Raw genomic sequence first — 19587 nt, 5'->3', positions numbered from 1 at the left:
GATTAGTTACGGATTTGAATGATGGTTTGCGTCATCGAGGTGCTGGTTTCCATGGCCTTGGCGTTGGCTTGGAAGTTACGCTGCTCGGTGATCAAGTCCACCAATTCTTGGGTCAAGTCCACGTTGGCACGCTCGGTGGCGCCGGAGCGCACAGTACCGAAGCCAGCTGAACCGGCTTCGCCGTACTTAGGCGTGCCTGAGTCAGACGTCTTGTAGTAGTTGGTGTCACCAATCTGGCGCAAACCAGAGGGGTTGGAGAAGTTGACCAACACCACTTTGCCCAAGGACTTTTGTGAGCCGTTGGAGAAACTGGCAGACACCAAGCCGTCGTCGGCAATGGCCAAGCCCACCAAGTCACCTTCGGGGGCGCCGTCTTGCGACTGCGACAACACCGAGAACGGTGACGCAAACTGCGTGGACTTGGAGTAGTCGATGTTCATGGTCAAAGCGCCCTTACCGTTTGGCAAGTACACGGTGTCCAACTGAGCACCTTGTTTGGGGGAAATCAAATTACCCGCGGTGTCGAATGTCAGCTCACCCTTGTCGAAATAAACAGGTGACCATGCTGGCAAGGTCTCAAAGCCTGTGGCTGTGGAAGACTCTTCACCGAAACCGTCGATGTAGACCGTGGCGCCCTTTTCGTCTTTGAAGGCGGTAGGTTTGATCCATGTGGTGGTGGCACCGAACGAAGCGTCCAAGCCGTCCAAGCCCCAGCGTGCATCGCCCGTGATCTTGACGTATGAGCTGGTCGAAGCCGTGCCTGTGGTGAACTGCAAAGCATTGCTCTTGGTGTCATAGCTCACCTTGACGCCGTTGATAGAGTCAGGTGTCAAACCGTTCTTGGATGGGCCTTGCAAGTTGTTGATGCCGTTTTGCAAAGCTTCCATGAAAGTACCTAAGGTGTAGGTGTCTTTTGGTGGAATGATGACCGTGCCTGTGATGCCGTTGACCGACACCACGAATTGGTTGTTGGTCTCGTCCACCGAGAAGTTGTTGTCCACGTTCACAGCCAAAGCATTGCCGGTCAACACCGCTGGGGTAGACGTGATGCCACGCAAGGCGTCAACTGTAGATGGCGTCACCACGTAGTTGGCGGGGTCACCCGTCATGCCCAAGCCTTTGGACATTTGTGTGGCCAAGCTGCCGGGGCGAATGCCGGTGATGGACAAGCCCGAGTTGTCACCTGTGGTGCCCGACTGGAACACAAAGGTTTGCTTGACCGAGTCGTACTCGACCTTCATGCCGTAACGCTGGTCGTTGAGCGTGCGGTAAGGCGATGTGGAGACTGAGGGTGACAGTGTCAAACCCACCGATGAATCATTGACGCCCTGTACCAAGGGGTCAGCCAAGTCCATGGCGGTTTGCTCGCTGGAAACAGTGACTTTCGCATTGTCTGTGGGTGTGAACACCAATTGCTGCTTGGCCGTGTCATAGCTCACTGTGACATTGCCGCTGTACTGAGGGTCATCGTCGATTTGTTTTTGAACTTCACGCACCATGTCTTCGCTGCGCATGTCTTTCGATGTCGACAAATCAATGGCCAACTTTGGCAAAGTTGACTTATCAGCACGCGTCAAATCGAGTGAAAACGTGGGTGAACCCACTGTCGAGAAATTGAATGGTTTCTCGTCGCCATAAGCGCGAGCCATCACGTTGGTCAATTCAGCAGCGATTTGTGTACCCGATAGCTTTTTGCTGGCCGAGGCTGGCAATTTGCTCATGGTCTCCACCAAATGATCCAAACCGATGACCACTGGGTCAATCGAGTTGTCGACGTTGGCAGTGAATAGGTTACGCAAATCGTCAATGCTGCGTTTGCTGCCATCCAACGCAGAGGCAACACCTGTGGTCAGGACTGGGTTATTTGACACACCCGTCGTGGCGTCCACATCTTCAATTTGTGCGAAGGGACCTGTCACCTCGGTCACGCTTTCGTAAATCTTGACTGAGTTCGCAATTGCTTGAGCGCTTGCGCTCGAGGGGTCTTTGGCTGTGATAGTCAGCGCCTTGTCTGTTGCTGAGTAAGTGGCAATGTAGTCAGCCACAAAAGTTGCATTTTTGTTGAGCTTGTCGGCCAAATCCGTGCCGGATGCAGCTTCTTCAAACAAAGGGGGAGTCGCTGTGCCAAACGTGGCTTTGAAACCAACGGCCGCGCTGGCAAACGTGAAAGCGGCTGTGGCTCGTGTGTAAGGGGTTTCTTGCAAGGCAATGTCTGTTGCTGCAACAACCGTCGTGCCTTGTGTCACCACGACACCTTTGGCGGATGTGGTGCCTTTGATGTCAGAGGCCGACACGTTGGGGTCAATGGCTGTGATCTTCAAGATCGAATCAGCATATTTGATCGCACTGCCCGTCGACACATCAGATGCAGCACCCGTGACTTTGGTCAGAGTTGCATCGCTGATGTTGCGTTGTGCAGAGTCGGTAATCATCAACGACTTAGCCGCATCGTCCCAAGTCACTGTGATGTTGGTGCGGCTTTCATCCATCGCACGCAATTTGATTTGCACCTCAGTGGCCATGTCAGCGCCAGCGACACTGTCCACTGCGAGCGATGACAAATCCATTTGTTTGCCACCAATGTTGACGCTGAAGCTGGCAAATGGATTGCTGGTTGGTGCTGTGGCTCCGAAGTTGATGCCTTCCAAAGTCACGCCTGGCTTAGAGGCCTGCGCCACATAGGTGGAAGCAAAGCTGGCGTTGAGGTTCAACGCAGAAGCGACTTCTTCTGGTGTGGGAGGGGTCGAGCCTGTGGCAGGAACATCAACTGTCACACGTGCGGCATCAGGACCGAACTCCACGGAGCGAGCACCTGTCACTTGTGGATCCAGGGTGTACGTCACGGCACTGCTGCCTTGTTGGCGCAGCAAGTCAGACTTGCTGATGTCCAAATAATTGCCAAAGTCGATGCCGTCGTTGGAACCTGTGCCCAAATCTGTCGCCATGCCACCGTTCACAGTCGCGGGTTTGGAGACGCGAATATCGGTCAGTTCGTCCAACGAAAACTTGATGGTTTTCTTCGCAAAGCTGCTGTTCAATTCAGCAATTTCTTCGGGTGTCTTGAAATCGCTCTTGGCTTTGAGCTCACCGTACTTGTTGACATACATCTCTTCGCCTTGAGTATTCGTCGCTTGTTGCAACGAGGCGCTGACCAATTTATCGCCGACATACACATAGGTTTGCCATTTGTTATTGGGGGTTTCTTGGCTCGCGTTTTGAGTCTTCACGTAATAAACGGATGCCAAATAAGAGTTGCCACCGGCGTCATACACCGTGAGCGCGGTGCTCTTGTTGTAAGTGTCGGGATCGTTGCGGTTGAAATCTTTGGTGATGACTTCTGCATCTGCTGGGAAGTTCAATCCCAAAGACACCTTACTGGTTTGCTTGGCCATGCCAGTGGTTTTTTGCGGAATGGTCAACACGTTCATGTCATCCAAGTTCGCTTTGCCGGACGAGTCAACGGACGCTGCCATCAATTTCTGTCCTGCCGAGTTCACCACGTTGTATTGGTCGTTCATCATGAACACACCGTTGCGCGTGAAGATGTCTTGGAAACCGTCTTGCGATTTGAGCGGGAAGAAACCGTCACCGCTGATGGCCAAGTCCAAGGTGTTGGACGAGAACATCATGTTGCCTTGACCGAACTCTTGCACCACGCGCTTCAAGGACACACCTTGACCGATGGTGGCTGAGGCTTTTTGCAGCGGTGACGTCGCAAAAATGTCGCCAAAGTCGGTACGGCTGCGCTTAAAGCCTGTCGTACTCACGTTGGCGATGTTGTTAGACGTGACGCCCAGCTGCGCGGTGGCGGCATTCAAACCGGTGAGAGAGGTATAAAAAGACATGGTGCTTTAGCTCCTGAGAGAAATTCTTGAATCTTGAAATTAGTAGCTGATGCGTTTCACATCAGTCAAATTGACCGTCTTGCCACCGGCCACTTCGAGCAACATCGTGCCGTCGGCTGTGCCTGCACTGGTCACGCCCGTCACTTGGGCGTAGGTGTTGACCGTGGGTTTGGTGACCGTGCCATTGCTGTTGACCGAGGCCACATAGCGGTAGGTGCCGTTAGGCACTGCAGTGCCACCGTCATTCATACCGTCCCAAGCCAAGGTGACATCACCTGCAGGCTGTGGGCCCATGATTTGGGTGCGCACCAAAATGCCTTTGTCGTTGAAGATTTCAAGCTTGATGCCGTCTGCACCCGTGGGGGCATTCAGCACGCCTTGTGACACCGTGGTGTCGGTGACAGCCACAGGGCCATCGGGCACGCCAACGGTTTTACCAATCAACGATGTGGCACCGAGCAAGCGGTCGTTCGCCAAGCTAGAGACCAAGTTCTGCATGCTGGTCTTCATCGCCGTGGTGGCTTCGAGTTGTGAGAACTGCGCGAGCTGGGCCACGAAGGCTTCGTTCTTGACAGGGTCCAACGGGTTTTGGTTCTTCAACTGTGTGGTGAAGAGTGTCAAAAATTCCGTCTGGCCCATGTTGGTGTTCGTGGGCGTGGCTTTTTGTTGCGCTTGGTAGTCTTCGTACTTGACGATGCCACTAGGCAGAGAGGATGTTGCGGTCGTAGCCATGATTAAGTCTTGGTAATTTCAAGGGTGCGCATCATCAATTGACGTGCGGTGTTGACGACTTCAACGTTGTTTTGATACGAACGAGAGGCGGCCATCATGTCGACCATCTCGGACATTTCATTCACGTTGGAATGGAACACGTAGCCTTCTTTGTCGGCGAGTGGGTTGCCTGGCTCCCAGGTTTTGCGAATGGGCGCTGGGTCATTGACGATGCGGTCGACCTTGACACCACCAACGAACTGAGCGCCAGCGTGTGTCATTTGTTCATCCATCAAGGCTTTGAACAAAGGGCGACGGCCACGGTAGGCTTCTTCTTCAGAGCCCGCCACCGAGTTGGCGTTGGCCAAGTTAGAAGCCGTGGTGTTCATGCGAATGGCTTGCGCGTTCAGCGCCGTGCCTGCAATACCAAAGACGTTGTCAAGTTGCATGGTCTATTACTCCCCGCGCATGGCTTTACGAAGACCGCCAATGCGGTTTTCTAGAAATTGCAAAGTCGCTTGGTATTCACCAGCGGCTTTACCGTATTGGGCTTGTTCCACGTTCATCTCAACGGTGTTGCCGTCAAATGAACTGTTAAACGGTGTGCGAAAACGCATGCCGTTGTCTGGCGCTTCGGTCAGACCGGCATAGTGTTTTTCATTGGTGGCGGTCAAATACTCAGTCTTGGCTTCTTTGAGCATGGCCTTGAAATCAACGTCTTGTGCTTTGTAGTTAGGCGTGTCGGCGTTGGCGATGTTGCGCGCCAGCACTTCCATGCGCTGGCTTCTCACGCCGAGTGCACGCTCGTGGATTCCAAAGGCTGATTTAAAAACGTCCATCACAAGACTCCTGTTAATTGACACATGGCCTCAAGTTGTGAGACCTCGTGTCGATTAATGCAAGAGCCGTGCCACGGTGGTTTTGACGCTAGAAGCGGCAATTGTTTGCCGCTGTCATGAAGTTAGCGAACTTCCGACACCGCAGCCTGCGCTGCGTAGGCGCTCAAGCGAGCCGCCTGCATGGAGGGGCGTTGCGCCACTTCCGTACCCAAACGTTCATTGGCGTTTTGATGCAAACCCGCCAAGATGGAGTTACGCGTGATGGGTGCACGCATGTCGCGGTTCACATGCAAGTAAGCCGCTTGCTGACCGGGAATGTTCAAAGCAGCATTGGGGCGCGTTTCATTGCGCGCAGCTGGGGTGAGCACTGTTAAATACAGATCATCCAAACCCACAGGGCCAAAGTTCTTCAGGCCTGTGTCTTCAAAATACTTGTCCACCATGTCGAGTTGCTTCAACACGCTGTGACCCAGAATGGCTTTGGGGTTGGCACCAAAGCCTGCGCTAGCGGCACCACGGTCAGGGCCATCACAAAACTGGATGATGCCGTGACAACGGCTGTTTGACGCTTTGGGGTTCATGCCATCGCTCTCCATCAAGGTGAGGCGCGCAAAGTCATCGGGTGCAAAGCGGTGATCTTGCGAGAGCTGAACAATCTTGTTCATCACGGCTTGTTTGTCTTGCGCGGGGATGAAGCCTTTTTCAATCGCGCGGTCGATGGTTTTTTCCAGTACCACATTGCCACTGCGGTCTGAGCGCGTGAGCAACTGCACTTGGGCCGTACCCGCCAAGGCGGTCGCACCCATGGGTGTGTTGGTATTGAGTGTGTTGACGTTGGCAGCCGGCGTCACCGCAGGCGCTGTCGCCGAAGCCACTGCGGCTTTGTTGGCCGCGATGGCTTGGTTCACCGCCTGCGCTTGTTGCAAAGAAAAATTCAAGCTATCCAGGTTCAGCTTCTGACCTGGATGAATCATGTTGGGGTTGGCAATGTTGTTCGAACGCGCCACGGTTTGCGCCAAGCGCATGGCTTCGTTGTTTGAAATGTTCACGCCACGCTGGGCCATCTGCTCGCGCACGATGCCGGTCAAGGTTTGACCTGAACGAACCGAAGTGCCCCACGCTGCCGTGCCACCCTCGGGGGCCAAAGCACCTGATTGGTTGGCACTGGCCATCGCGCGCGAAAAGGCGGGCGCGGTGCGGGCGTACGCCAACTGGCTCCGTGGCAGCTTGAGGCTGCCGGAGGCGTCGGTGGTGTTCACCTGAGGGTTGTAGGACGGGTCGAGTCGCATGGAGGGCTCCGTTTAATCGGTCCGTAAAAAAGTTGGCTTCGTTCTTGCATAAAGGGTTGGGTCTGAACTCATGTCAAAACATCAACACCTGCCCGTATGACTATGCAAATGCCGTGCCTAAAAAATGCCGACACCTCGCGCCTCAAGCGCTGGAGCGTGTGGCTGGCTGCATGCGTGCTAAGCCAAGCCCAGCTTGGGTTTGCGGCAGATTCGACGTTGCCAGACAGCGCCTTTGAGGCCTTGCAAAAGCAAGCCCACCAATGGGCTGCGACACACCCTTCTTTTCAAGGTAAACAGGTGCAAGTCGTGCCTGTGGACCCACGCATCACGGTGCAAACCTGTCAACAAAACCTGCAGTTTGAGCAACCGTTTCCCAATCAACCCGCCATACGTGTGCGTTGCGCACAGCCTGCTTGGCAACTTTTCGTCAATCTGAACACCGGCCAAGCCAACACCCCTGTGAACCGCGCCAGCCCATCGGCACCTGCGCTGTACAAAGTGTTGGTGTCCAAAGAGTTGCTCAAGCGCGGCACGGTGATCAAACCAGAGATGTTCAGCTATGCCGAGATGCCTGCGGCGGGCATGGAAAACCAAATCATTTCCGATACGAAATTATTAAAAAATATGGAGTTGGTGCGCGACCTCACGCCCAACACCCCTCTGCGTTCATACGACGTGAAGACCGCTGTGTTGGTCAAGCGCGGACAAGAGGTACAGGTCACAGCAGGCGAAGGACAAGGCTTTTCCATCACAATGCGCGCGGAAGCGTTGCAAGATGGTGGTCTAGGTGAACAAATTCGCTTAAAAAATGTCGAGTCGGGTCGATTACTACATGGCGTGATTACCGGACCGAATGCCGCGAAACTGAGGTGAAAAGTGGTATTTAAAAAATATTTCAAAAAAATGCTCAAGTTCTAGAATTTGAGGTCGATTGAAGTGTTGTGAAAAAGTTTTGACCTGATAACAGGTTGGAGAAAGTGAAAACATCATGAATGACGCAATTTCAAACTACGGTCGGATGACGCAATCGAACGCTGCGATTCGCAGCGCCATCGACAAAGTCGAAAAACGAAGCCCTTCTGCCGCGCAAGCCAAGGAAGACTTGGCTCCGTCCATGGAGAAAGCATCTTCCGCAGGAGCAGATAAAGTGAGCTTGAGCAACGTCGCCCAAAAAGTCATGGCGCAACCAGACTTTGACCGCTCCAAAGTTGAGGCCATCAAGCAGGCGATCAAGGAAGGCAACTACCCTGTGAACCCACGCCGCATTGCTGAAAACTTTGTGGCCCTCGAAAAAATGATCGGTAACTGATCGTTCATTCATCTCTGATTGATCGTCTTTTGTCCGATATGACAACACCCGCCACTGACGTGCAAGCCTCCTCACTCGAGCAGGCTTTGGCCTTGGCGAAAACACTGGAAGACATGCTGGAGCGCGAGTTCGAGCAGTTGAAGGTGCAAGATTTAGACGCCTTCGAAGCGTCGCAAAACACAAAGAACGAGCTGCTTCAGCAGCTCGCGCAGCTGGCTGGCATTCAAGGTCCAGACTCAGCAGATGCGCTCGGACCCGAATGGGACGGGTTCAAAGAGCACATGGCCCACTGCCGCGACATGCATCGCCGCAATGAGGTGCTGATTGTTCGAAAGATTGACGCCATCCGTGGCGCGCTGCAAAGCATGCAAGTGCAAGACCCCACCAGCTCGCTCGAGATTTATGACCGTTTGGGCAAGGTGTCTCGCGGTGGTCGACGCGGTGGTCGTGGCTACGCTGAAGCGTAACTTTTCACACGCGCTGTTCAAGCCTGCTTAGGCTTTTCATCCCCGGGCTGCATGCCCTTGAGCCAATACACCCACGCCAAAATCACGGCAACAGCGGTGAACATATCTTCCGGAATTTCTTGACCTACATCGAGCCGGCTGAGCATGGCCAGCAAGCGTGGGTCTTCGGCCACATACACACCCTGCTTTTTCGCTTCAGCCACGATGCGGCGGGCTAATTCATCATCGCCCTTGACCGTGAGGAGGGGCGCTTTGTTGCGGCCGTATTCCAAAGCCACAGCTTGCATGTAATGTTTATCCGTCATGCGCGGGTGTCAATCAAACTGCCATGCTCTGGCGGTGGATGGTCTTCCACAGCGTCTGGCCGTGGCGCGTTGTACACCTGAAAACTCCCCATGCGCAAACCTGCGCCTTCCAACTCATCCGTCAGTTCCGTGGCATTGAACTTCGCCAAATCGGCCACGTCTTTGCGCAATGCCCACATGGTCAAGTCAACTTGCGCGTTGTTGCTGATGGTGGTTTTGAGCCACACCTCCCCCAGCACCCGGCTTTGGGTATGCATGTTGACCACCAGCGGTTTTTTGGGTTGACCCGGTTTGTTGCCCTTTTGCTCGAAATGCAGCTCGACAGGATCAGCGTCGCGAAAGGGAATCACAAAAGCCAAATTCAACTCGCCTTTGTGCAAGTTTTGGGCAGACTGCACTTGTGCCGCCTCGATTTCATCGAGGGCGTGATGCAGGTTTTCTTGGACTTCGCCACTGTCCTCGTCCACTCTTGCACGCTCGGCCATGAGCAAGCGCAGCAGCACTTTGGTGTTGTCCGCCACGGGCTCACCTTCGGCCAAACTGGCTTCAGCAGCTTTGCTGTGGCCCAGGATAAAACGCTTCAAGGTTTGCGCCTGTAACGTGCCCATGCTGAGGCGTTGTGCGCTGATGCGTTTTTTCAAATCACCCGCATCTTGCACAGGTGGCACCAAGCTCTCCAGCACACCGGGGCGCAACAGGGTGAGCAAACTGGCAAAGCCACCAGGCTGAAACAGCAAGGTGTTCAAACGTGTGGGCATGGCCGCTGATGGCGCATCGGGTCCAGCAAAGTTCCCCGTGTGCAGCAACTGCAAAGCCCATTTACCCGCAGGTAACAGCTGTGCGCGTAGTTGCACCATGTCGCCCTCTTTGATGTAGGGCTGTAGGGGTAAATTGAAGATGTGTTCGTTGAGCACCAGCTTGAGCTGCTGGTTCACCACAGAGGCGGTGGCTTGCACCACCTGACCGTCGTGCAAACCGAGCTGTCGTGCGACAGGGGCTTCCACGTACGCCGTGCGCATTTCCAAATGAACAGGCGCCACACGCGCAATCGCGTGGACGCCTTCAGGACCCAAGATGGCCATGACGGCCCTTTAAGGGAAACGCACCCAGTTTTTGCGCTCGCTCATGTTCATGTCGGCGGTCGAGTAACCAGCGCCGCGGCCCATGCCACTGTTGCCTGCCGACTGACCAGGCACCATGTAACTGCGCAGCAAATCGTCGTGATTCGGCACATTCAACACCGCACCCGCCATCAAAGACCGAGGGGGCGATTTGGTGAAGGCTTGTGGGTTTTGTTGCACAAACGCATTGCGCAAAATGTCAACGCGTAAGGGGCTGTCGGGCATGGTTTTGCGGATGACTTTGTCCAGCGTGTCGCCCGACACCACTTGGTATGTGCTGCGTGGTGCAGGGCTGGCAGCCAGTGCCATGGCAGGGGCAGCCAAAACAACGCAGCACAACCAGGCGCGAAGAGAAGTGATAGGCGTGTTCATGGTCGGTTCTCCCGTCAATCTTTTAGTACGTGTAAGGCCAAGCAACCCAGGCCCCGTTAAATTTTTGTTTGCGTCCAGCCACTTGCTTGATTTCCGCTTGATAAGGCGTGACCGATTTGACTTCGGCCAGCACGGCGGCGTCAAGCGCACCAGGCTCTAGGGTGTGACGTGGCAACACGGAAGGATCTGCAACCATGAGCTTGTCGCCCACGCGCAAGCCCGCGTTGCTGCCCGCGTTGAGCGACAAACGTCCGTTGGACTGTTCCACCGCGAAGGTCTGTGGTTCACACGCCAATTGTTTTTCAAGCTGTTGCACCATGGCTGTCACTGCGCGCGCAATGGCCGCATTCGTTTCGGTGTCCATCTTGGGTGTGCCGTAGGCCTGTGTGGGCAAACTTGGCACCACCACCTCTTCTGCCGTGAACCAACCTTGGCGTTGGTTGGGGCCGCTCACCTGCAAGCTCAAACCAAAAGCCGAATAGTCGTCAGACACGCCGCCCAAGGGCACAGGGGTCACGGTCAATTGGGCATGCCATTTCACATGCTCTTCACCGCGGCCGTGAATCAATCGGTCATAAGTGCGCGGCTGCGCTTGCGTGCTGATGAGGCGCCAGCGCTCCGAACGCGCAGCGGCTTGCATCAAACGTGTGCGCGCGGCAAACCCAAGCTGTTGCGCAGGATAGCGTTGTGCGGGAGCCAAGCCTGGGGACAAATCCAAACCCACCGTCATCACTTGACGCAAAGGTGCTTTGGCTTGCGGCGCTTCACAGCGACCAGGCTGCACGGCCTCGACATGAGTAACTGCCAACTCAGCTTGAGGTTGTTGCCCTGCATCACGCGAATACTGAGCCACCTGCAAATCGCGCAGCTTGATTTCAGATGAAAAGCGGTTGAGCTCGCGCAGTTTGCCGTCGCTTTCCATCCAACTGGTGGCGCTGACGCGGGTGTTGGATTTCATGGCGGCTTCCACCATGGCGCTGCGAATGGCGTTGAGGCGCTCTTGCGCACTCAAGTCTGCCGCAGCCACTGAAAAGTTGACACCCACCATCCCCAACACAGTGGCGATGCACAGGTACCGACGCGACGAAGTCCACATAGCTATCTTTTCGAGGTCTGTTTTTAGCGCTTGTTGCTCAAGCTGGCGATGTACAGCGCGCGCAAGTCGCTCACCACGTGGCGGTCCAGCGACATGGTGGTTTCATAGGTGTCGTCGCCCACAGGGGTGATGCTGACCAACACGGCGCCGTAAATGACACCTTCCACACGGGCGCGGAAGGTATCGCTCATCACGGTCATGTCAGCCACGGTGGTGCTGGCATCGAGCTGCTGGCCATAGACCTGTTCGGTCAAAGCGCGGTAAGCGTCAAGTTTGGAGGCACGAATGGCCAACAAACGCTGCTGCGCAGGGTTGCGGTGATTTTGAATACTAATGACCGCGTAGCCTGTGGCCACCAAGGTCTCACGCTTTTGGGTCATGGGCGTGATCATGTTGGCGCCCTCGTCCAGGCGCGATTGCGCAGGCATGGGCGGAGGCGTGTTGGCGCAAGCGGTCAACAGGATGGCGGCGGCTGTCACAGCCCAAATGGTGGTGCGGTTCATGTCTATGTCCTTGAGAGGTCTCACCCTTGATTCGGCACCGACGCGGGCATCTTTAACAAATCTCAAGACGAATACTTTTTCTGTCTTGTGAAATATTGGTTGTCACCGACAATCATGTGTAGGAATTTTTGACATGAAGCCCACCACACACTTTATTGGCTCCAGCGAGTCAGCCGCCACTTTGCGCCAATTGGTCGCCACGATGGCCAACTCAAACGCCACCGTGATGATCACCGGCGAAAGCGGGACAGGCAAAGAGCTATTGGCTCGGCTGCTGCATGAGCAATCGGACCGATGCGGCGCCAACTTTGTGCCGATCAACTGCGCAGCCATCCCAAAAGACTTGCTAGAGAGTGAGCTGTTTGGTCACCGCAAGGGCGCATTCACGGGCGCTGTGGCCGACCGCATTGGCCGCTTCGAGCTGGCCCATGGTGGCACCATCTTCTTGGATGAAATTGGCGACATGTCGCTGGACATGCAGGTCAAGCTGCTGCGCGTGTTGCAAGAACGCACCGTCGACCCAATTGGCGGCACCCGCCAAGTGCAGGTGGATGTACGCGTGGTGGCCGCGACCCACCGCGATTTGGAAACCGAAATTGCAGCAGGTCGGTTCCGTGAAGACTTGTATTACCGCCTCAACGTACTGCCTATGGTCACGCCTCCCCTGCGTGAGCGCAATGCCGACGTGGTGGAGCTGCTGACTTTCTTTGCCAAAAAATGCGCCAGCTTTGGCAAACAACCGATTCGCTTCAAACCCGACTTCATGGCGGCTTTGCAAAAGTACCCATGGCCGGGCAACGTGCGTGAGCTGTCCAACGTGGTCGATCGTTTCAGCACGCTGTATGCGGGCCAAGAACTGGACTTGCGCGCCATTCCCCCTACCCTGCTGCCCAAAGGTTTGGTGTCGGCGCAGGCCGAATTGCAAGCGCAAGCGCCCTTGTTGGCTAAGTTAGAAATGACGCCACCACCCGAGGTGTTGGCCGAAATGAACGGTGAGCCCGAGGAAGAGGACAACGACATCGAGGGCCTCATCATGCTGGCCCAAGGCATGCCGCAGCTGCCACCCGAGGGCCTGTCGCTCAAGGAGCGCATGGCGCAAATTGAGCGCAGCATCATTGAGCAAGCCCTCACCCGCAACTCTGGCAATGTGTCACGGACGGCCAAACTACTCAATTTGCAGCGCACCACCTTGATTGAGAAGATCAACAAATACGAGCTGCGTCCTGCGGCTTAGGCAAGTCGTCCTTGGCTTACCTTGCGCGCCTTGCGCCAAAAGAAAAGGCAGCTCTATGAGCTGCCTTTTTTACGCCTAAACACCAGGGCTTAGTCTTGTTCGTTGTAGAGCACCGTGATGCTCATACGCCGGTTGCGCGGGTCACGCGGGTCTTTGGGATTGAACGGATCGGTGTCGGCCACGCCCTCAATGCGAGCGAAACGGCTTTCTTTGATACCGCTTCTTTCCAGCAAAGCACGGGTGACTTCGGCACGCTCAGCAGAGAGCGACCAGTTGTTGCGGCCTTCTTTGTTGTTGAAGGGCACGCTGTCCGTGTGGCCGCGAATGGCAATCTTGTTGGGCATTTCTGCCAATGAGGCTGCGATTTCGCTGATCAGATTTGAGGCTTTGCCCTGCATGCTCATGCCGCCGCTGGGGAACATCGCAAAGTCGGCTTTGTCGATGATCTCAATGCGCAGACCTTGTTTGTCACGCGTGACAGACACTTGGTCTTTCAGGCCGCCGAGCTTTTTGTTTTCCGACAGCTTTTGCTCAATCTCTTTTTCGAGTTTGTCAAAGTCAGCCTTCTCCTGGGCTTGGGCAATTTCTTTCTTCTGCTCAGGCGTCAGTTTGTCTGGGTCTGAGTAGGGGTTGTTGTTTTCTTGACCGGGGTCGGTACTGGGGTTGGGGCCACCTTCTGAGCGAGGGGTCAAACGTTCCAGCAACGCCGTTTGCTTGGCGGCAAACGGGAAACCATCGGGATCAATGATGGAGCGGCCACCCAACACACCGTTGGAGCCAGCCAATTGACCAATGGCTACCAAGCTTTGTGAAGTGGGTTTGAAGTAGTCGGCAATGCTTTTGCGCTGGTCTTCGTTAGACGCGCCCAACAGCCACATCAACAAGAAGAACGCCATCATCGCCGTCATCATGTCGGCCAACGCGATCTTCCAAGCACCACCGTGAGCGCCACCATGGCCCTCGTCGATGATTTTCTTGATGATGATGACGGGCGCGGGGGCGGCTTCTTTTTCTTCTTCCGCTTTAGCGGCCTCGGCGGCTGCGACAGCAGCAGCTGCCGCAGCGGCTGCGGCGTCTACTGCTGCTTTGTCTGCGTCTTCGGGTGCGGCGGCCGCGTCTTTTTCGTCAGCCATTATTTCCTCAACGCATCAAAGAGTTCGCCAAAGGTGGGCTGTGCATGGTGGTTGATACACACGCGCGCAGCTTCAATGATCAAGGGAACGGGGTAGCCATGCATGTTGCCAATGATGACTTGCTGCGCCACTTTCATGGCTTCGCCGTCTTCGTCAATGATTTGCTTCAAGCGGCTACCAAAGGGTTCAAAAATACCGTAAGCCAAGAACACGCCCAAGAACGTACCCACCAACGCGCCACCAATCAAGGCGCCCAACACGGGAGGGGGTTGGTCAATCGCGCCCATGGTCTTCACCACACCCAACACGCAAGCCACAATACCCAGCGCAGGCAAGGCGCCAGCGAGAGTGGCAATGGCGTCGGCGTTTTGCATTTCGCTGTGGTGGTGGTGTTTGATGGATGTGGTCATCACATCTTCCACGGCGTAAGGGCTCAAGGTGCCGGAGGACACCACCATCAAACGGATGGTGTCGCAAATCAGACCTACCAAACCATGGTCGTGCAACATCTTGGGACATTCGCCAAAAATGGCACTGGCCTCGGGGTTCTCCACGTGCGATTCCATCGCCACGGCACCCTCGGCCTTGAGTGTTTTCATCAGCTTGGAGATCACGGCGATGATGCCGATGTAGTCTTCCTTGTGGTACTTGGGGCCTTTGATCACGCGACCCATACCGCCCCATGCGCCTTTAAAAATAGCGCCAGAGTTACCGGTGATCATGCCGCCAACGCCAGCACCACCAATAATGAACATCTCGAATGGGGTGGCTTTGATAATGGGCGCCAAGCTACCGCCGGCGATCACGAAACCGCCGAACACGCAAATGAACAGAACGACCAAACCAATAATTGCTGACATCTAACACTCTCCCCAAGCAGGTTGGCGCACCCAAGTCAAAAACTTGGATGCGCCTAAAAATTGTCCCGAACAACCTGCAAGATTAACTGATAAATCACAAAATTCTTCTAAAAAGAAGAAAACCGCGATCAGTTCATCATGCTGGTAGGTCGGTTGCTCGCTGGCACCAAGGAAGGCACGCCTTCCCAAGCGTCGCGAATTTCGCGCATCAAACCGTGAATCTCGTCCAACACCGCCACATCGTTGTGGGCGTTGGCATGGAACAAACGACGTGTCACATAGCTGTACAACTCATTGAGGTTGTTGGCCAGATCGCCGCCTTTTTCAAAATCCAAGGCACCTTGCAGACCAATCACGATGCGGCTGGCACGTGCAATAGCTTTGGATTTTTCAGTGATATTTTTGTGTTGGATGTGACCACGCGCGGTGGACAAACTTTCCAACAAGCCATCAAACAACATTTGAATCAATTGCACATTGTTGGCCGTGGCAACGCCGCTGCTGACTTTGACATCGCCGTAACTTTGAATGGCTCGTGAATTGGCTCGCATTTGATTAACTCCTGTGTATTTCTTCGCTTACACAGGCAGTATCGGAAGGGGCTTCGCAAACTTGAGTGACATCTGTACAAACAGCCGATCAAACAGGCTTAGCTTCCAGAGTCTCTACATTCGCATGCACCAAGGCTTCGTCGTGCGCTTCCATCACTTCTTCAGGCTGCATCACCGCTTCGACCGTTTCAGCGGCAACTTCTTGCCGCTGCTGGTCTTCATAGGCTTGCACATGCTCTAAACCTTGTGCCAATTCTTCTGGCGTCAGTTCACGTTCATCGCTGTTTTCGAGCAAACCGTTGCCCAACACCTCCGAGGTGCCTGAGGCATCGGTGAGTGCGAGCATGGTGTCTTCGCCAGAGTCATCGGCCAGCGGCACTTCTTCAAATAAGAAGTCAGAGAATGGCACTTCGTTGGTGATGCCCACGCGCTGGTAAAGCATGTCGACCACGCTGTCCACGGTTTGTTTCAAACGCAACAAAACTTCGGAGTCTGGGCTTTGGCAATAACTACCCGCAAACTCCAAGGCAGAGCGGTACACGCTGCCCAAATGCTGCGGTGGCAACCACGATTGGATGTGGCCGCGCGCCGTTGAAATTTTGCGCGTCGAGCTTGGCATGTGGTTTTCAGTGCCACCCAATGCATCTTCAATGCCGTCTTTGAAACTGGCCGTGATGTGCTCACGCAGGATGGGTTCGTAATGCGGACGCAAGGCATCAATTAAGGTGGCATCAAAGCCCTCGACTTGTTTGCCGTTCATGGCATCCCACAGCTTTTTGCCTTCCAATCCTGAGAACAACAAATCCCCAGGAATTTCAGATCCGAAATCGGGCACAACAGGTGTGGTGTCGGGCTTAGGCGCCTCGTACATCTTGGCCAAATGGTTGATCTTGTCGATGAGGTACAGCGTCAAGATGACCAAGAGCAACAAGATCCACGAGATCATGTTCATCATGAAATTACTCATGCGCGTCTCCTGGTTTCAACCTTCTCGGTTTCGGCCGCGTTGTCCACCTTCAAGGTGCCGCGCAGCTTTTTGACCACTGAAGACAAAATTTGGCTCACGCGTGATTCGCTCACACCCAAGGTTTCGCCAATCTCTTTGAGGTTGAACTCTTCCACGTAGTAAAGCTGCATGACCAACTGCTCGCGCTCGGGCAACTGTGCAATGGCGTCGGTCACGGCATCCATGAACTGCGCTTCTTCCACGATCACTTCAGGTTGTTGCGAGCTGTCGTCAGCGATGGTCATCACCTCTTCGGTGACCACTTCCATGGAATAGGTCTCGAAGCGTTTGGCTTTGCCGCGCTCTTTGTGGAACTCTTCTAGGTCTTTGCCCATGTACTCGGCAATTTCAGCTTGCGTAGGCGTACGGCCCAACTCAGCCGCCAAAGCGTGCACCGTGGTGTTGTGTTCTTTGTTGAAAGCCACAGCTGAGCGGGGCAAGAACGACAAGCGTCGCACTTCATCCAACATGGCGCCGCGCACACGGCTGTGGGCGAAGTTTTCAAACTCAATGCCTTTGACAGGATCAAACGCACGCGAAGCTTCGAGCAGGCCAATCATGCCCACTTGAATCAGCTCATCGAGCTCCATGAAGGCAGGGATACGGGCTTTCAAGTGCAAGGCCACGCGTTTGACCAGGCCCAAATGGGCCATGACCAAATCTTCGCCCTTGGGCTTGCAAGAGCCATACATTTCGGCGGGGGTGAGGGCTCTCATGTATCAGACGAACTGTTTTTCATCAGTCGCTCCATGAAGAATTGCAGACCGCCCGAAGGGTGGTCGATCGGACGCAAGTGCGTGCATGCCTCGGCTAAGCGCATGTAGTCACGAGCGGCGGCTGTGCCAGGGGCGAGTTCCATCACCGACTGGTATTTTTTGAGGGCGCGCAACACCATCTCGTCTTCTTCGATGGAGGTGAGGTAGTGCACCGACTCGCCCAAGAAACGCACACACACGTCGTTGAGCTTTTTGTAAAGTTTCCAGCCTTCGGATTGGCTGCGCACCATGTTGGGCAACAAGTAGATTTCGTCCAAACCCATCTCTTTGCTCAAGATTTTGATGGTGCCGTAGGCATCGGCAATCGACGATGGGTCGTCTTTGACCACGATGAAGCGGCGTTGGCACGCGGCCAAGAACGACAACACCGAGGGCGAAATGCCGGCTGCCACGTCGACGATTAAATAGTCGACATCGTCAGCCAACACGCCAAACGACTGCACGATGCTGGCCGCTTGGATGTCGCTCAGACCCGCCAACTCTTGCATGCCCGAGGCACCAGGAATCAGCTTCACGCCTTGACGGGTGGTGATGAGAATTTCTTGCAGTGTTTTTTGACCGGCCAAGAAGTGACCTAAGTTGTACTCAGCGCGCGCGCCCAGTGCAATTTGTGCGTTGGCCAAACCCAGATCGGCATCAAACAGCATGACGCTGTGACCCAACTGCGTGAGCGCCACCGCCAAGTTGATGGAGGTGGTGGTTTTACCGACGCCACCCTTGCCGCTGGCAATGCCGATGACTTCTGTTCTGCGTGGATTACTCATGGGTCAAGCCTGTGGTTTCGGTTTTAAATTTGGAAGCGATTTGCGCCAATTTGGAAGCAGCCAAATCATTGACGGCTGCATCGCGTGCGTTTTGTTGAGCTTGCTCTTCGGTTTCTGGCAGTGGCAAGTTGTCGAGGGCGCATTGCACCAGACCGGCCAAGGACACGTCTTGCACCAAATCGATCGTGCGGTCGCCGTGGCTGGCCACGGACACGCTCAAAGATTTGTCGGTCAAGAACTGCAACAAAGCCCAAGGTTGGTTGGATTCGTCGAGCTTGCTCAGCATCAAGGATGCCCAAATGTTGTCGGTGTTGTCAAACACGCGGCGGATGTTGGCGGCGGATGCGTCAGCGGGAATCACCGCGTGGCACTGCACATTCAGGTTCATGGCGCGAATCTCTGCCAAGCGTTCGTTCATTTGCACACCGGCGGTGTCAATCAAGATGAATTGGCGGTCGGTGTGCTCGTCAAGCAACAACTTCAAAGTTGAGGCGTTGGTGGCGCGGAACGAGTCCACACCCGACTGGGCACACAGCAATTGGGTTTGGTTCCAAGCGCCAGCGCGCTGGTCTTGGAAGCTAATAACCATGACTTTTTCGCTGCCATGCAATTGGGCAGCATGTTGCGCCAAGCGGGCCACCATCATCGACTTGCCAGCACCTGATGGGCCAGCCAATGCATGAATACCTGACACTGGGGTTTGAGCTTGCTCTTGCTCCACCGAGTGGGCCAGTTGACGGCTCAACGCGCCCATGGCATCGGCCATGTTGTCGTGGTCTTTGATGTTGTCGATCAACAAGGCGCGCAAGGCGACAGGAATGGGTGCATCGTTCAGGGCGTCGCGTAAAGGCGCCACGGCTGCGGGCAACACCATGCCGCCTTGTTGCCAAGCCGCCATTTGTTGGCCCAGTTTGAATTCACGGCGCAACGAGTTGAGCTCTTCACGCACCAGCGCCACGATTTCACGACCACGCAAGGTGTCGTGTTCTTCAGCCGCACGTTTGGCAGATTCGTCCACAGGTTGAGCCGCCACTTTGACCGCAGGCTTGGCTTTCGATGCGGCAGGCTTGGCCGCCACTTCGACAATCGGCTTGGCCACTTTGGTGGCTTGGCGCTCGCGGGCATCGCGTTTGTTTTGGTCGATGGTCTGGCCCAACAACACATCAAACTTGCCAGATGGCTTGCCGGTTGCAGCGTATTGGGTTTTCACAAACGGATCAGCTTCCTCTGGTGTCAGAGGTGCCAGATCTACCGCCACGATCAGCTCGGTCAAGCCATTGACTTGGCCGCTCGAGATGACGAGCACGTCGGGGCCATATTGGGCCACGGCCTTTTCGTTGGCAGCGCGGATGTCGCGGGCAAGGATGCGTTTGAGTTCCATAGGGTCAGCTCACTCTGTCTTTTGT

General features: G+C 55.0%; 21 protein-coding genes. 4 read left to right on the top strand and 17 right to left on the bottom strand.

What is annotated here, in order from left to right:
- Positions 1-2: 2 nt before the first annotated feature.
- The 5 genes from LINBF2_RS02195 to LINBF2_RS02175 all read right to left on the bottom strand — a co-directional run bounded on the left by LINBF2_RS02195 (position 3) and on the right by LINBF2_RS02175 (position 6684).
- Positions 3-3845 carry a flagellar hook-basal body complex protein gene (locus tag LINBF2_RS02195; RefSeq protein ID WP_281890056.1) on the bottom strand — a complete coding sequence of 1281 codons (3843 nt, stop codon included), beginning with the start codon at positions 3843-3845 and terminating at the stop codon, positions 3-5.
- A 39-nt stretch (positions 3846-3884) separates the two neighbouring features.
- Positions 3885-4577, bottom strand: coding sequence for a flagellar hook capping FlgD N-terminal domain-containing protein (locus tag LINBF2_RS02190; RefSeq protein ID WP_104796504.1), 693 nt, complete (start codon positions 4575-4577; stop codon positions 3885-3887).
- A gap of 2 nt (positions 4578-4579) precedes the next feature.
- Positions 4580-5005 carry a flagellar basal body rod protein FlgC gene (gene flgC / locus LINBF2_RS02185; protein ID WP_104796505.1) on the bottom strand — a complete coding sequence of 142 codons (426 nt, stop codon included), beginning with the start codon at positions 5003-5005 and terminating at the stop codon, positions 4580-4582.
- 6 nt (positions 5006-5011) lie between these two features.
- Positions 5012-5395: a flagellar basal body rod protein FlgB gene (flgB, locus tag LINBF2_RS02180; RefSeq protein WP_104796506.1), complete on the bottom strand. Its 384-nt coding sequence runs from the start codon at positions 5393-5395 to the stop codon at positions 5012-5014.
- 122 nt (positions 5396-5517) lie between these two features.
- A complete protein-coding gene (locus LINBF2_RS02175) occupies positions 5518-6684 on the bottom strand; it encodes a LysM domain-containing protein (protein ID WP_281890053.1) in 1167 nt (388 codons plus the stop codon).
- A gap of 96 nt (positions 6685-6780) precedes the next feature.
- Between LINBF2_RS02175 and flgA the strand changes: the two genes are divergently transcribed.
- The 3 genes from flgA (at position 6781) to LINBF2_RS02160 (ending at position 8460) form a co-directional block, all read left to right on the top strand.
- Positions 6781-7557, top strand: a complete 777-nt coding sequence (gene flgA / locus LINBF2_RS02170; RefSeq protein ID WP_281890051.1) for a flagellar basal body P-ring formation chaperone FlgA — start codon at positions 6781-6783, stop codon at positions 7555-7557.
- A 115-nt stretch (positions 7558-7672) separates the two neighbouring features.
- Positions 7673-7993: a flagellar biosynthesis anti-sigma factor FlgM gene (gene flgM / locus LINBF2_RS02165; protein ID WP_233246927.1), complete on the top strand. Its 321-nt coding sequence runs from the start codon at positions 7673-7675 to the stop codon at positions 7991-7993.
- A 29-nt stretch (positions 7994-8022) separates the two neighbouring features.
- A complete protein-coding gene (locus tag LINBF2_RS02160; RefSeq protein ID WP_146100011.1) occupies positions 8023-8460 on the top strand; it encodes a flagellar protein FlgN in 438 nt (145 codons plus the stop codon).
- Positions 8461-8477: 17 nt separating this feature from the next.
- Here the strand turns inward: LINBF2_RS02160 and LINBF2_RS02155 are convergent, their stop codons facing one another.
- Genes LINBF2_RS02155 through LINBF2_RS02135 form a run of 5 tightly spaced genes read right to left on the bottom strand, consistent with a single transcriptional unit; the run spans position 8478 to position 11857 of the window.
- Positions 8478-8765 carry an EscU/YscU/HrcU family type III secretion system export apparatus switch protein gene (locus tag LINBF2_RS02155; RefSeq protein ID WP_281890049.1) on the bottom strand — a complete coding sequence of 96 codons (288 nt, stop codon included), beginning with the start codon at positions 8763-8765 and terminating at the stop codon, positions 8478-8480.
- Positions 8762-9847 carry a hypothetical protein gene (locus LINBF2_RS02150; RefSeq protein WP_281890047.1) on the bottom strand — a complete coding sequence of 362 codons (1086 nt, stop codon included), beginning with the start codon at positions 9845-9847 and terminating at the stop codon, positions 8762-8764. Before LINBF2_RS02150 ends, LINBF2_RS02155 begins: the two co-directional genes overlap by 4 nt.
- 9 nt (positions 9848-9856) lie before the next feature.
- Positions 9857-10258, bottom strand: a complete 402-nt coding sequence (locus LINBF2_RS02145) for a hypothetical protein (protein ID WP_146100012.1) — start codon at positions 10256-10258, stop codon at positions 9857-9859.
- Positions 10259-10280: 22 nt separating this feature from the next.
- Positions 10281-11354: a hypothetical protein gene (locus tag LINBF2_RS02140; protein ID WP_146100013.1), complete on the bottom strand. Its 1074-nt coding sequence runs from the start codon at positions 11352-11354 to the stop codon at positions 10281-10283.
- A 23-nt stretch (positions 11355-11377) separates the two neighbouring features.
- On the bottom strand, positions 11378-11857 hold the full coding sequence (locus LINBF2_RS02135) for an LPP20 family lipoprotein (RefSeq protein ID WP_281890044.1): 480 nt from the start codon (positions 11855-11857) through the stop codon (positions 11378-11380).
- 133 nt (positions 11858-11990) lie between these two features.
- Here LINBF2_RS02135 and LINBF2_RS02130 point away from each other — a divergent pair, with 133 nt between their 5' ends.
- Complete coding sequence (locus LINBF2_RS02130) at positions 11991-13091, top strand: sigma-54 dependent transcriptional regulator (RefSeq protein ID WP_104796516.1); 1101 nt, start codon at positions 11991-11993, stop codon at positions 13089-13091.
- An 89-nt stretch (positions 13092-13180) separates the two neighbouring features.
- Here LINBF2_RS02130 and LINBF2_RS02125 read toward each other — a convergent pair whose 3' ends face one another.
- The 7 genes from LINBF2_RS02125 to LINBF2_RS02095 all read right to left on the bottom strand — a co-directional run bounded on the left by LINBF2_RS02125 (position 13181) and on the right by LINBF2_RS02095 (position 19562).
- The gene (locus LINBF2_RS02125; protein ID WP_281890042.1) at positions 13181-14224 is read right to left on the bottom strand and encodes a flagellar motor protein MotB; all 1044 of its coding nucleotides are present in this window, start codon (positions 14222-14224) and stop codon (positions 13181-13183) included.
- Positions 14224-15084: a flagellar motor stator protein MotA gene (motA, locus tag LINBF2_RS02120; RefSeq protein WP_104796517.1), complete on the bottom strand. Its 861-nt coding sequence runs from the start codon at positions 15082-15084 to the stop codon at positions 14224-14226. The genes LINBF2_RS02125 and motA overlap by 1 nt, the downstream gene beginning before the upstream one ends.
- 128 nt (positions 15085-15212) lie before the next feature.
- Entirely contained in the window at positions 15213-15635 is a 423-nt protein-coding gene (gene fliS / locus LINBF2_RS02115; RefSeq protein ID WP_104796518.1) for a flagellar export chaperone FliS, read from the bottom strand.
- A gap of 88 nt (positions 15636-15723) precedes the next feature.
- Positions 15724-16602: a hypothetical protein gene (locus tag LINBF2_RS02110; protein ID WP_281890039.1), complete on the bottom strand. Its 879-nt coding sequence runs from the start codon at positions 16600-16602 to the stop codon at positions 15724-15726.
- On the bottom strand, positions 16599-17357 hold the full coding sequence (gene fliA / locus LINBF2_RS02105) for an RNA polymerase sigma factor FliA (RefSeq protein ID WP_104796520.1): 759 nt from the start codon (positions 17355-17357) through the stop codon (positions 16599-16601). The genes LINBF2_RS02110 and fliA overlap by 4 nt, the downstream gene beginning before the upstream one ends.
- Positions 17354-18181 (bottom strand): MinD/ParA family protein, encoded by an 828-nt coding sequence (locus tag LINBF2_RS02100; RefSeq protein WP_281890036.1) that lies wholly within the window; start codon positions 18179-18181, stop codon positions 17354-17356. The genes fliA and LINBF2_RS02100 overlap by 4 nt, the downstream gene beginning before the upstream one ends.
- Complete coding sequence (locus tag LINBF2_RS02095; RefSeq protein ID WP_281890034.1) at positions 18174-19562, bottom strand: hypothetical protein; 1389 nt, start codon at positions 19560-19562, stop codon at positions 18174-18176. Before LINBF2_RS02095 ends, LINBF2_RS02100 begins: the two co-directional genes overlap by 8 nt.
- Positions 19563-19587: the final 25 nt, after the last annotated feature.

It is taken from the genome of Limnohabitans sp. TEGF004, from assembly GCF_027924965.1.
In the GTDB taxonomy this organism is placed as follows: domain Bacteria; phylum Pseudomonadota; class Gammaproteobacteria; order Burkholderiales; family Burkholderiaceae_C; genus Limnohabitans.
This window is presented reverse-complemented; position numbering and strand designations above follow the sequence as displayed.

What these genes read in the sequence shown, in the direction of transcription:
- LINBF2_RS02195 (WP_281890056.1), bottom strand. Translation starts at nt 3,845, where the DNA reads ATGTCTTTTTATACCTCTCTCACCGGTTTGAATGCCGCCACCGCGCAG.
- LINBF2_RS02190 (WP_104796504.1), bottom strand. Translation starts at nt 4,577, where the DNA reads ATGGCTACGACCGCAACATCCTCTCTGCCTAGTGGCATCGTCAAGTAC.
- flgC (WP_104796505.1), bottom strand. Translation starts at nt 5,005, where the DNA reads ATGCAACTTGACAACGTCTTTGGTATTGCAGGCACGGCGCTGAACGCG.
- flgB (WP_104796506.1), bottom strand. Translation starts at nt 5,395, where the DNA reads ATGGACGTTTTTAAATCAGCCTTTGGAATCCACGAGCGTGCACTCGGC.
- LINBF2_RS02175 (WP_281890053.1), bottom strand. Translation starts at nt 6,684, where the DNA reads ATGCGACTCGACCCGTCCTACAACCCTCAGGTGAACACCACCGACGCC.
- flgA (WP_281890051.1), top strand. Translation starts at nt 6,781, where the DNA reads ATGACTATGCAAATGCCGTGCCTAAAAAATGCCGACACCTCGCGCCTC.
- flgM (WP_233246927.1), top strand. Translation starts at nt 7,673, where the DNA reads ATGAATGACGCAATTTCAAACTACGGTCGGATGACGCAATCGAACGCT.
- LINBF2_RS02155 (WP_281890049.1), bottom strand. Translation starts at nt 8,765, where the DNA reads ATGACGGATAAACATTACATGCAAGCTGTGGCTTTGGAATACGGCCGC.
- LINBF2_RS02150 (WP_281890047.1), bottom strand. Translation starts at nt 9,847, where the DNA reads ATGGCCATCTTGGGTCCTGAAGGCGTCCACGCGATTGCGCGTGTGGCG.
- LINBF2_RS02145 (WP_146100012.1), bottom strand. Translation starts at nt 10,258, where the DNA reads ATGAACACGCCTATCACTTCTCTTCGCGCCTGGTTGTGCTGCGTTGTT.
- LINBF2_RS02140 (WP_146100013.1), bottom strand. Translation starts at nt 11,354, where the DNA reads ATGTGGACTTCGTCGCGTCGGTACCTGTGCATCGCCACTGTGTTGGGG.
- LINBF2_RS02135 (WP_281890044.1), bottom strand. Translation starts at nt 11,857, where the DNA reads ATGAACCGCACCACCATTTGGGCTGTGACAGCCGCCGCCATCCTGTTG.
- LINBF2_RS02130 (WP_104796516.1), top strand. Translation starts at nt 11,991, where the DNA reads ATGAAGCCCACCACACACTTTATTGGCTCCAGCGAGTCAGCCGCCACT.
- LINBF2_RS02125 (WP_281890042.1), bottom strand. Translation starts at nt 14,224, where the DNA reads ATGGCTGACGAAAAAGACGCGGCCGCCGCACCCGAAGACGCAGACAAA.
- motA (WP_104796517.1), bottom strand. Translation starts at nt 15,084, where the DNA reads ATGTCAGCAATTATTGGTTTGGTCGTTCTGTTCATTTGCGTGTTCGGC.
- fliS (WP_104796518.1), bottom strand. Translation starts at nt 15,635, where the DNA reads ATGCGAGCCAATTCACGAGCCATTCAAAGTTACGGCGATGTCAAAGTC.
- LINBF2_RS02110 (WP_281890039.1), bottom strand. Translation starts at nt 16,602, where the DNA reads ATGAGTAATTTCATGATGAACATGATCTCGTGGATCTTGTTGCTCTTG.
- fliA (WP_104796520.1), bottom strand. Translation starts at nt 17,357, where the DNA reads ATGAGAGCCCTCACCCCCGCCGAAATGTATGGCTCTTGCAAGCCCAAG.
- LINBF2_RS02100 (WP_281890036.1), bottom strand. Translation starts at nt 18,181, where the DNA reads ATGAGTAATCCACGCAGAACAGAAGTCATCGGCATTGCCAGCGGCAAG.
- LINBF2_RS02095 (WP_281890034.1), bottom strand. Translation starts at nt 19,562, where the DNA reads ATGGAACTCAAACGCATCCTTGCCCGCGACATCCGCGCTGCCAACGAA.